This is a genomic window from Bradyrhizobium sp. 31Argb (assembly GCF_043638955.1).
Lineage (GTDB): Bacteria > Pseudomonadota > Alphaproteobacteria > Rhizobiales > Xanthobacteraceae > Bradyrhizobium.
In genome coordinates this window covers 1-10,983 of sequence record NZ_JBEGDB010000269.1, presented here as the reverse complement: position 1 = coordinate 10,983, position 10,983 = coordinate 1, and the positions used below count along the sequence as shown (strand labels likewise).

10 protein-coding genes are annotated in these 10,983 nt (G+C 63.6%); 8 read left to right on the top strand and 2 right to left on the bottom strand.

Annotation, left to right across the window (positions count from 1 at the left end; translation table 11 throughout):
* Positions 1-97: 97 nt before the first annotated feature.
* Positions 98-1,033 carry a cyclase family protein gene (locus AAFX91_RS33525; RefSeq protein WP_130579603.1) on the bottom strand — a complete coding sequence of 312 codons (936 nt, stop codon included), beginning with the start codon at positions 1,031-1,033 and terminating at the stop codon, positions 98-100.
* A 189-nt stretch (positions 1,034-1,222) separates the two neighbouring features.
* Entirely contained in the window at positions 1,223-2,113 is an 891-nt protein-coding gene (locus AAFX91_RS33520) for a LysR family transcriptional regulator (protein WP_282530780.1), read from the bottom strand.
* Positions 2,114-2,446: 333 nt separating this feature from the next.
* On the opposite strand from AAFX91_RS33520, the gene AAFX91_RS33515 reads away from it, so the two are divergent.
* From AAFX91_RS33515 to AAFX91_RS33480, 8 genes are all read left to right on the top strand, one after another.
* Positions 2,447-3,523: a nitronate monooxygenase family protein gene (locus AAFX91_RS33515; RefSeq protein WP_130579605.1), complete on the top strand. Its 1,077-nt coding sequence runs from the start codon at positions 2,447-2,449 to the stop codon at positions 3,521-3,523.
* A gap of 215 nt (positions 3,524-3,738) precedes the next feature.
* On the top strand, positions 3,739-4,026 hold the full coding sequence (gatC, locus tag AAFX91_RS33510; protein ID WP_028166675.1) for an Asp-tRNA(Asn)/Glu-tRNA(Gln) amidotransferase subunit GatC: 288 nt from the start codon (positions 3,739-3,741) through the stop codon (positions 4,024-4,026).
* A 30-nt stretch (positions 4,027-4,056) separates the two neighbouring features.
* Positions 4,057-4,269 carry a hypothetical protein gene (locus AAFX91_RS33505; protein WP_130579606.1) on the top strand — a complete coding sequence of 71 codons (213 nt, stop codon included), beginning with the start codon at positions 4,057-4,059 and terminating at the stop codon, positions 4,267-4,269.
* Entirely contained in the window at positions 4,270-5,745 is a 1,476-nt protein-coding gene (gene gatA, locus AAFX91_RS33500) for an Asp-tRNA(Asn)/Glu-tRNA(Gln) amidotransferase subunit GatA (protein WP_394569417.1), read from the top strand.
* A gap of 1 nt (position 5,746) precedes the next feature.
* Complete coding sequence (locus tag AAFX91_RS33495; protein ID WP_394569416.1) at positions 5,747-6,025, top strand: hypothetical protein; 279 nt, start codon at positions 5,747-5,749, stop codon at positions 6,023-6,025.
* Positions 6,026-6,291: 266 nt separating this feature from the next.
* Positions 6,292-7,689, top strand: coding sequence for a patatin-like phospholipase family protein (locus AAFX91_RS33490; RefSeq protein WP_394569415.1), 1,398 nt, complete (start codon positions 6,292-6,294; stop codon positions 7,687-7,689).
* Positions 7,690-7,813: 124 nt separating this feature from the next.
* On the top strand, positions 7,814-9,298 hold the full coding sequence (gene gatB / locus AAFX91_RS33485; protein ID WP_394569414.1) for an Asp-tRNA(Asn)/Glu-tRNA(Gln) amidotransferase subunit GatB: 1,485 nt from the start codon (positions 7,814-7,816) through the stop codon (positions 9,296-9,298).
* Between the two features lie 1,349 nt (positions 9,299-10,647).
* A complete protein-coding gene (locus AAFX91_RS33480; protein WP_394569413.1) occupies positions 10,648-10,914 on the top strand; it encodes a hypothetical protein in 267 nt (88 codons plus the stop codon).
* Positions 10,915-10,983: the final 69 nt, after the last annotated feature.

The window sequence follows — 10,983 nt, the reverse complement described above, 5'->3', positions numbered from 1 at the left end:
AGCAGACCTGAACGAAACGAGAATTGTGTTACCCATGTCGTCGGTTTGAAGTGTTACCCATGTCGCCGGTTGCTCAGAAGCGCGTTCGCGGCTGATGTCAGCGGATCGCGATGGGGTTGATCATGCTCTGTACGCCGCCGCGCCAGCGCGGCTGACCGAGCACGAACAGGAACTCATACCCCTTGTCCTTGGCGAGCTCGGCGGTGTCCATGTTCTCCAGGATGTAGGTGCCGTTCTTGGCAAGCAGGATCTGGTGCACCTCGAACACGTTGGGGCTTTCGAACGGGATGGTCTCGACGGCCCAGGTGTCGGCACCGACGGCCACCACGCCCTTGCCGGTGAGATAATTGGCGCCCTCGACCCCGAGGCCGGGTTCGCCCGCGGAATAGCGCTTGTCGTCCTTGCCGATCAGGCTAAGCCAGCCGGTGTGGAAGATCACGACGTCGCCCTGGCGGATCTCGACGCCCTGTTTCTTCGCGACTTCCTCGATCTCCTTGACGTTGAAGGCGGTGCCCTCCTTGACCACGTCGGTGTTGTAATAGGCGGCCATGTCGAGCAGCACGCCGCGGGCGACCATCGGCGGCACCTTCTCGATGCCGAGCTTCTTCAAGCCCGTAGGATCGGCAAAATCGGCGAGCTTGTTGCCGTTGTAGTAGACGTGCTCGATGCCGAGATGGCCGAGCCCGTCGAGCTGGCTGCCGATGCCGACCCAGGTATCGATGATATCGTCATTGTAGGTCGCCTTGTTCGGACCGATGCCGGAGCTGCCGGCCTGTCCGGGCTGAACGATGGTGATCTTGAAGCTGCGCGGCGGATAGGCCGGCGTCTTGGTATCGACGGGAATGCCGAGCGCGTAGGTCTTGCCGGTCTTCACCAATGATGCGGCTTTGACGACGAGTTCTGGCGTCATGTAGTTGGCGGCGCCGATCTCGTCGTTCGGCCCCCATTTCGACTTGGTCCAGTCTTGTGCGCTTGCCGTTCCGACCGTAACCAACAAAGCAACAGAACAGCACAACACGAATGCGGTGCGCATCGCAGTCCCTCCCAGATGTTGACGTTATGGTTGTTGGTAGAAAGCGCCACATACTAACGTAGACGCGGGGCACGATCCAAAAATTTTTGATGGCGGGCCCGCACCATACGGGTGCCCGCACGCGCGAAACCTGTGATGGCTCCGTCACAGAAATAAGGCTTTCCGGATTTCGCGGAGCGGAACGAGCGGTCAGGCCGCGATGACCTGATCGTCCTTGTCGAGACAGGCGGCAAAACTCTGCAGAGCGCTATATTGATGGGCGCTGCGGCGCTGGATGAAGATCGTTTCGGCGCGCGCATAGGATGGATCGAGCGCGTGGATGCTGACGCTGGCATGCAACGCGTTGCGCTCGACGACGACGCGCGGCAACAGCGTCACGCCCATGTCGGCGGCGACGCAGCCGACCATGCCGTCGAGCGTGCCGAGCTCGAAGCGTGCGGCCGACGGCCAGCCCAAGTCGGTGAAGATCTGCTCGAGCCGCTGCCGATAGGTGCAGCCGGTGCGGAACACCAGCGCGGTCGGTCCGGATTCCGACGTGCCCGCACGCAAGGCGGCGAGGTTGGCCCAGCGGCGCGCGGTGACCAGCACCAGTTCTTCGCGGAAGGCGAGGGTGGAGGTGAGCTCGGCGTGATCGATCGGACCGGCCACGAAGGCGCCGTCCAGCGTGCCATCAAGCACGGCAGTGACGAGATCGGTCGTGGTCGCGGTCTTCAGGGTCAGTCGCACCGCGGGGAAGCGGCGATGGAATTCGGCAAGCAGCACGGGCAGGCGGACGGCGGCCGTCGTCTCCATGGAGCCGATCGCCAGCGGTCCCTTCGGCTCGCCATCATCGCGCGCGGCGAGCATCGCTTCGCGTGAGAGCGCGGCCATTCGTTGCGCATACGGGAGCAGCCGTCGCCCCGCGCCGGTCAGCGTCATGCCGCGGCTGTGCCGCTCGAACAGCGCGGTGCCGATCTCGGCTTCGAGCGCCTTGATCCTCTGGGTGACGTTGGACTGCACGGTGTGCAGCTCATCGGCGGCGCGGGTGATGCCGCCGAGACGGGCGACAGTTGCAAAGGTCTGGAGGTCGGTGAGTTCCATGATCGCAGCCTGCGTTTCATTATTGAGATGGCAGCGTTCTCAAGTATTCATTTCGAGGGAATGGTAGCGCTGCCTAATCTGACTGTCGAGATGGGGGTTTTCGGGCAATAAACGCTTTCGCGCTGAATTGATCGTGGCTCGATGCTGCCGGTTGATGCGCCCTCGCCCCTTGTGGGAGAGGGCATCTCTGGCGGCTGCGACCGAATTCGCTTGGGTGAGGGGTTCTCTCCACGAACACGTGCGCCCGTGGAGAGAACCCCTCATTCGGCGCATCTCGTCTTTTCCCGTTGTGGGAGAAGGTTACTAGCAACGAGCCAACGCGAGAGTTGAATCATGTGGCCGGACTGCCGAATTATCGATCTGTTCAAGACCGAGTTTCCGATCGTGCTGGCGCCGATGGCCGGCGTGATGGATGCAGACCTCGTGATCGCGGCCGCGCAAGGCGGTGCGCTCGGCTCATTGCCCTGCGCGATGCTCACGGCGGCGAAGGCGCGCGAGCAGGTCAACATCATCCGCCAGCGTGTCTCCGCGCCGATCAACATGAACTTCTTCTGCCACCAGCCGGACGATCCGGATCCGCAGCACGAGGCGCGTTGGAAGGCGCGGCTTGCGGCGTACTACAAGGAGCTTGGGCTGGATTCCGCGGCGCCCGTCAACGCCGCCAATCGCGCGCCGTTCGATGATGCGATGTGCGAGATGGTCGAGGAATTGAAATTGGAAGTCGTCAGCTTCCATTTTGGTCTGCCGGAGGAGCGGCTGCTCAGGCGCGTGAAGGAAGCGGGCGCGATCGTGATGTCGTCGGCGACGATCGTGAAGGAAGCGGTCTGGCTCGAGGAGCACGGCGCCGATGTCATCATCGCGCAAGGCGCGGAGGCGGGCGGCCATCGCGGCATGTTCCTGACCGACAATATTGCCGAGCAGCCCGGCATCTTCGCGCTGGTGCCGCAGGTGGTCGATGCGGTGAAGGTGCCGGTGATCGCGGCCGGCGGCATCGCGGACGGACGCGGGATCGCGGCGGCGTTCGCGCTGGGCGCCTCCGGCGTGCAGATCGGCAGTGCCTATCTGCGCTGCCCGGAATCCAGGGTGGGCCCGGCGGCGCGTGCAGCGCTGGCGCAGGCGAGGGACGATTCCACCGTGATCACCAATGTGATGACGGGGCGGCCGGCGCGCGGGGTCGCCAACCGCGTGATGTCAGAGATCGGGCCAATCTCGCCGGATGCGCCGGCCTTTCCGCATGCCGCAACCGCGCTGGCGCCGTTGAAGATGGCTGCCGAAAAACTCGGCAGGGTCGATTTCACCAATATGTGGGCCGGGCAGGCGCTGCCATTGGGCCGCGAAATGCCGGCGGCCGAGCTGACTCGGACGCTGGCCGGCGAGGCACTGGCGCGGATGGGCAAATTGGCCCGCTAGCGCCCACACCGCTTGCTTCGTAGCCCGGGTGGAGCGGAACGCGCAACCCGGGACACCTGCATCAATATTTACGGGCGGCCCCGGGGTACGCTGACGCTCCACCCGGGCTACGGGGCTCTCTCATTGGAGAGACGGCTACGTTCCCTGCGGGTTGCGGCGCAAAACCGGCGTCTGCTATACGGCGGGCTGATGTTGCTGCCCAAAGGCCATATATAATGTCAGTCGACGCCACGACCGTCCGCCGCATCGCGCAGCTTGCGCGGATCGCGGTCTCCGAGGCTGAAGTTCCCCATCTGCAGGGCGAGCTGAACGCGATGCTCGCCTTCGTCGAGCAGCTTTCGGAGGTGAATGTCGAGGGCGTCGAACCGATGACCTCGGTCACTCCGATGGAGATGAAGAAGCGTGCCGACGTGGTCAATGACGGCGAGATTGCGGATGATATCGTCCGCAATGCGCCAGCCACCGAGAATCACTTCTTCCTGGTGCCGAAGGTCGTCGAGTAAGCTCCTCTCTGTTGTTTTGCGGGAAGTCCGATGTGTCTGCTCTGCGACGATGAAAAAGCCTATCAGGCCTACATGAACTATCTCGACGTGATGGAGCGGCAGGGCAAGGCCGCCGATCCGAATGCGGTGATGCAAACCGTGCTGGATCAGCTTGAGGCCGCCGACCAGGCGCGCGCCAAAAAAGACGATCCCGCCGACGACAAGACCCTGTCTCCGTTCTTCTGCAGCCCGATCAATAAATAGATGACCGATTTGACATCGCTGACGATCGCCGAGGCCCGCGAGGGCTTGGCGAGCAAATCCTTCACCGCACGCGAGCTCACCGACGCGCATCTTGCCGCGATCGAAGCGGCGCGCGTGCTCAACGCCTATGTGCTGGAGACGCCGGATCGTGCACGCGAGATGGCTGACGCCGCGGACAAACAGATCGGCAAGGGCGATGGCGGTCCGCTCGCCGGCATCCCGCTCGGCATCAAGGACCTGTTCGCGACGCGCGATATCCGCACCACGGCGTGCTCGAAGATCCTCGGCAATTTCGTGCCGCCTTACGAATCGACCGTGACCTCGCAGCTCTGGCGCGACGGCGCGATCCTGCTCGGCAAGCTCAACAATGACGAGTTCGCGATGGGCTCGTCGAACGAGACCTCGTGCTTCGGCCCGGTGGTCAATCCGTGGCGGCGCGAGGGCTCCAACACGCATCTGGTGCCGGGCGGCTCCTCCGGCGGCTCGGCGTCCGCCGTCGCCGCATTGCTCTGCATGGGCGCGACCGCGACCGACACCGGCGGCTCGATCCGCCAGCCGGCCGCGTTCACCGCGACCGTCGGGGTGAAGCCGACCTATGGCCGCTGCTCGCGCTGGGGCATCGTCGCATTCGCGTCCTCGCTCGACCAAGCCGGCCCGATCGCGCGCACGGTGCGCGATTCCGCGATCCTGATGCGCTCGATGGCGGGGCATGATCCGAAGGACACCACCTCGGTCAACATTGGCGTGCCCGATTACGAGGCTGCGATCGGCAAGTCGGTGAAGGGGATGAAGATCGGTATCCCCAAGGAGTACCGTCTCGACGGCATGCCGGCGGAGATCGAGAAGCTCTGGAGTGACGGTGCGGCATGGCTGAAGGCCGCCGGCGCCGAGCTGGTCGAGGTGTCGCTGCCGTACACCAAATACGCACTGCCGGCGTACTATATCGTGGCGCCGGCGGAAGCCTCGTCGAACCTGGCGCGCTACGACGGTGTTCGCTACGGCCTGCGCGTGCCCGGCCGCAGCATCGGCGAGATGTATGAAAGCACCCGCGCCGAAGGGTTTGGCGATGAGGTGCGGCGCCGCGTCATGATCGGTACCTATGTGCTCTCGGCCGGCTATTACGACGCCTATTACCTGCGCGCGCAGAAGGTGCGCACGCTGATCAAGAAGGATTTCGAGGACTGCTTCGCCAAGGGCGTGAACGCGATCCTCACGCCGGCAACGCCGTCGGCGGCGTTCGGCGTCGGCGAGAAGGGCGGCGCCGATCCGGTCGAGATGTATCTCAACGACATCTTCACGGTGACCGTGAACATGGCAGGCCTGCCCGGCATCGCGGTCCCCGCCGGCAAGGATGCGCAGGGCTTGCCGCTCGGGCTGCAACTGATCGGGCGCGCCTTCGATGAAGAGACGCTGTTCTCGCTCGGCGAAGTGATCGAGCAGGCGGCCGGACGCTCCACGCCTCCGAGGTGGTGGTGAGATGGCCGATTTCCGCGCCAGCCTCAAAGACGCCGCGCCGGAGCCTTCGCTGTCGCCACCGCTGGCAGCGCTGTGGTGGGCGGCGAAAGGCAATTGGGACCAGGCGCACCGCATCGTGCAGGACGAAAGCACCGCCGAGGCCGCCTGGGTGCACGCCTATCTGCATCGCGTCGAGGGCGATGTCGGCAATGCCGGCTACTGGTACCGCCGGGCGGGCCAACCGGTGGCCAAGGATGCCCTCGATGCCGAGTGGGAGCGGATCGTCTCTGCGCTGCTCTAGATTGTTGTTTGACGCGTTTTCTGCGCAGATAAGTCTACGCAATCTGCGTAAACTTGATTGCTATGCGAACCGGTGTCCACTTCGCTCGAAAACGCTCTAACCTCTCCAAGTTGTGAAGGTTTTCGTGGTTCATTTTGACGCGGTTTCTTTACTTGACCGCGGTTCAATTCGCCCCGATGGACATTGGCCCTGTCTTTGCGCGCCACGCGGGCGCCCAGATTGCCCGCGATAGGGAAGCGTGGCGGGGGCGCGGCAAGAGGGTGTTTGTGCGTAGATCGGGCATAGGGGCGTGGCTGTCGACGATACTGGCGGCCAGTTTTGCGGTGGCGCTTGCCGGATGCGCAACCGTCTACAACCTGCCGAGCAACGTGCCGCTTGCCAATGCGCTCGCCGACAGCAATCTCGGGCGCGACATCCCAAGCTATGACGACGACGTGCTGGTCGCGCTGTCCTTCTCGGGCGGCGGCACGCGCGCGGCGGCCTTCTCGTTCGGCGTGCTCAAGGAGCTCGATCGCTCTCACGGCGGTTCTAACCAGGCGAAGACCCTGCTCGATCGTGTCGACTTCGTCTCCGGCGTGTCCGGCGGCTCGATCACCGCCGCCTATTTCGGTCTGAAGAAGCGCGCCGCGCTCGACGATTTCCGCGAACGCTTCCTGTTGCGGAATGCGGAGGAGGGGCTGAGGACCAATGTCTCGCTCGGCAATATCGGCCGTGCGCTCGCCGGTGGCGTCAACAACAGCCAGCTCACCGAGTGGCTGGACCAGAACCTGTTCGACGGCGCGCGGTTCGATGCGCTGCGCGAGGACCGGCGGCCGAAGGTCTGGATCAACGCCTCCGATATCTATAACCGCACGCCGTTCGTGTTCGGAAAGACCTCCTTTGACGCACTGTGCAGCGACATCCGCTCCTACCGCGTGTCCGAAGCGGTTGCCGCATCGGCCGCGGTGCCGCTCGCGTTCGCGCCGATCGTGTTGGAGACCTATCCCGGCGGCTGCTCGAAGCCGCTGCCGGCCTGGCTCGAACGCGTGCGGCGCGATCCGAACGCGCAGCCATTGCTGCGTTCGTTCGCCGAGGCCAATGCGCGCTACCGCGACGGCTCCATGCGCTACGTGAAGCTGCTGGACGGCGGGCTCGTCGACAATTTCGGCCTGTCCGGTCTCACCATCGGGCTGTTGGCCGCGGAGCGACCGTACCAGCCGTTGACGGAGCGGCAGGCGGTGAAGCTCCAGCGGATCCTGTTCATGGTGGTCGATGCCGGGCGCGGCATATCCGGCGATTTCGCGCAGCGCCTCGAAGGCCCGAGCGGGGCCGAGCTGGTTGCGGCCGCGGCCGATACCGCCATCGATGCCAGCGTGCGCTCGAGCTACGCGGCATTCTCGGGGCTTGCCACCGAATGGTCGGGCAAGCTGAAGCGGTGGCGGTGCGGACTGTCGGCGGCGGATCGCGCCCGCCTTGGCGTCGGCGGCAACTGGCAATGCGGTGACGTCCACATCTATGTCGAGCGGCTCGGCTTCGATCAGTTGGGCGAAGAGCGCGCCGGCATCCTGAACGCGATCCCGACGCGGTTCGCGCTGCCGCCGGAACAGGTCGACCTCTTGATCGCGGGCGGCGCCGACGCGCTCCGCCTGAGCAAGTCCTACCAGGCGTTTCGACGCGGGCTTTGAGCACCCGAATCCCTTTGTTTGAGCATGATCTTTTCCGGATCATGCTCTCCGGCTTGACTGCCGCGGTCCATTGCGCGAAGCCCAAAGCCGTCCCAGATAATCAATTGTCCGGAAACCGAGACCAATGAACGCACCTGTCACATCACACAAGCTCATCAAGGGCGCGACCGGCGACTGGGAGATGGTGATCGGCATGGAGATCCATGCCCAGGTCGTCTCCAATTCAAAGCTGTTCTCGGGCGCCTCGACCGCGTTCGGCGGCGAGCCGAACAGCCATGTCTCGCTGGTGGACGCGGCGATGCCGGGCATGCTGCCCGTGATCAACGAGGAATGCGTGCGGCAGGCGGTGCGCACCGGGCTTGGGCTGAATGCCAGGATCAACCTGCGTTCGGTGTTCGACCGCAAGAATTATTTCTATCCCGACCTGCCGCAGGGCTACCAGATCAGCCAGTACAAGTCGCCGATCGTGGGCGAGGGGGAGGTGCTGGTCGAGCTCGAAGGCGGCCGCAGCGTCACCGTCGGCATCGAGCGGCTGCATCTGGAGCAGGACGCCGGCAAGTCGCGGCACGATCAGTCGCCGACGATGTCCTATGTCGACCTCAATCGCTCCGGCGTCGCGCTGATGGAGATCGTCTCCAAGCCCGACATCCGAGATGCCGAGCAGGCCAAGGCTTACGTCGCCAAGCTGCGCTCGATCCTGCGCTATCTCGGCACCTGCGACGGCGACATGGAGAAGGGAAGCTTGCGCGCCGACGTCAACGTCTCCGTGCGCAAGCCGGGCGGCCCGCTCGGCACCCGCTGCGAGATCAAGAACATGAACTCGATCAACTTCATCGGCCAGGCGATCGAGTATGAGGCGCGGCGCCAGATCGAGATCCTCGAGGACGGCGGCAGCATCGACCAGGAGACGCGGCTATTCGATCCGGGCAAGGGCGAAACGCGCTCGATGCGCTCCAAGGAAGAGGCGCACGACTACCGTTATTTTCCTGATCCCGACCTGTTGCCGCTGGAATTCAGCCAGGCGTTCGTCGACGAGCTGAAGACCGAGCTGCCCGAGCTGCCCGATCAGAAAAAGACGCGCTTCATCGCCGACTTCGCGCTGTCGCCCTATGACGCCGGCGTGCTGGTGGCCGAGCGCGAGAGCGCGGAGTTCTATGAGACGGTGCTTGCCCGCCTCGCCGACCGTGCGCGCGACGGCAAGCTCGCGGCCAACTGGGTGATCAACGAACTGTTCGGGCGCCTCAACAAGGAAGGCCGGGATATTACGGGCTCGCCCGTCTCCTCCGAGCAGCTTGCCGCGATCATCGACCTGATCGGCGAGGGGACGATTTCCGGCAAGATCGCCAAGGACCTGTTCGAGATCGTCTGGCAGGAAGGCGGCGATCCCCGTGCGCTCGTCGAAGCGCGCGGCATGAAGCAGGTCACTGACTTGGGTGCGATCGAGAAGGTGGTCGACGACATCGTCGCCGCCAATCCGGACAAGGTGGCGCAGGCGAAAGCGAAGCCGCAGATGATCGGCTGGTTCGTCGGACAGGTGATGAAGTCGTCCGGCGGCAAGGCCAACCCGCAGGCTGTGAACGATCTCCTGAAGTCGAAGCTCGGCCTCTGAACGCATCGCTCGCGGACGCGAACGGCATCGCAGCAGGCGCTCTGTGCGATGCGCGAAGGCGTCCGCGGCTCGCTTCTCACGCCTTCAGTCACCGCGTCGGGATCGTCCCTCCACCGAATCGGTCGGCCGAGATTCGTCCGAAAAGGCCGTTTCGGCGGGCGGAGATGCCGCCGATACGGCTTACCCACGAAATTTTTTTTGTAGCCGGAATTGGCGTCTCAACGCCTGCGCAACGCCTTCTCGGCAGGCCTCGTGAGTTGCGCCGACATCTCCGCCGCATCGTGCGCGAAGAAACGGAAATTCAAGAAATGCTTGTGGCACAGGCACTTTCTGCATTCGCGATGAGTGTCGATGTCGATCGACTCTGCGTTTCCTGCATCACCGCGTCAGTGCAACGTCGCGCTTGCGCTTGGCGCGCGCATACTTCTCGCGCCTCGTAACATCAACACTTCCTTAAGCTGGACGCTGTTTTTTTCGATGTGTTGGTGTATTCGGGATGCAGTGCATCTCGATTCCCGAGTGCACGCAGCGAAGTATAGCCATCTCACGATATTGGAGGGCAACATGGCGAAGAAAGCTAAGAAGGCGAAGAAGGCGAAGAGCGCAGTGAAGAAGACTGCGAAGAAGACCAAGAAGGTCGCGAAGAAGAAGAAGTAACTCTCGCCCGAGAGAGGATGCCGGCGGATTGACGCCGGCCCGTCACCCGGACCTTCGGACGATCTGCTTCCTTGGAGCAATCCACTCAGGCGGATCCGGTTGACGAAAGAGGGTGTCGGCGAGACATCAGGTCAAACGGCTGGATCGCCTTATAAGAAGGGCTTGCCCTTCGAAGTCGATCCGGCAGAAGAAACAGGTTTCTTCGTTCGGTGCGGACCTCTATTCGGCTCCGCAATTTCACAGGGCCCAAGGCCCATCGTGAGATCTGATCCTGACGTGTTCGCCGACGCCCTCGTTCCAATAGCCGGCCGTTTGGTGCCGGCTTTTTTATTGCCTGATCTCCCCCACATGACGACCGGTTGGCTTCCGCTGCCGTATGGCGGGCGGCGGTGCTGCCGCGTCCGGTTGGCGTTTGCGCGCGATGGTTATCGTTCCGCCAACCGCCAGGGTAAACCAGACTTCACCATTGCGCATAAACCATTGTGCTGCAGGCACTTCTCGGATTTCGGGAACTCGCCGCGCCGCGCGCGTTTACACGCCGTTCATCGCGATACTTAAACTGCTTTTCAAATTTGGCCGGCATGATCTCCCCCAACAAGCCGGCAAACGGCGTTGGGGAAGTAAGGCGTTAGATGTGGACGGGGGCCGCGCTCGGGGGAGGGCGGCCAACAATAAAAAGGGGAGCTACGAGAATGTTTCAGGGACATATCAATCTGGAGACGGCCATTCCTGTGGACGCGACCGCGATCTCGGACGTGCTGTTCGAGCGTGGTCTCTACTGGGCGAGCGGCCGTTCCGGCGTGGTCAACCTGGTCGCGGCGCACAAATGGTTCAACCTTGCCGCCCTGAAGGGCCGCACGGATGCCACGGCGATGCGGCGGGAGATCGCCGAGCAGATGACGGAAGCCGAGATCGCCGCGGCGCAGCGCGAAGCCCGCGCCTGGATGACGGCGCACTAGGCCGTGTGGACTCTTGGGATTCTCAAATCAGATTGAACGTGATTCAAGGCTTTCTTTTAGGAGGAAGCC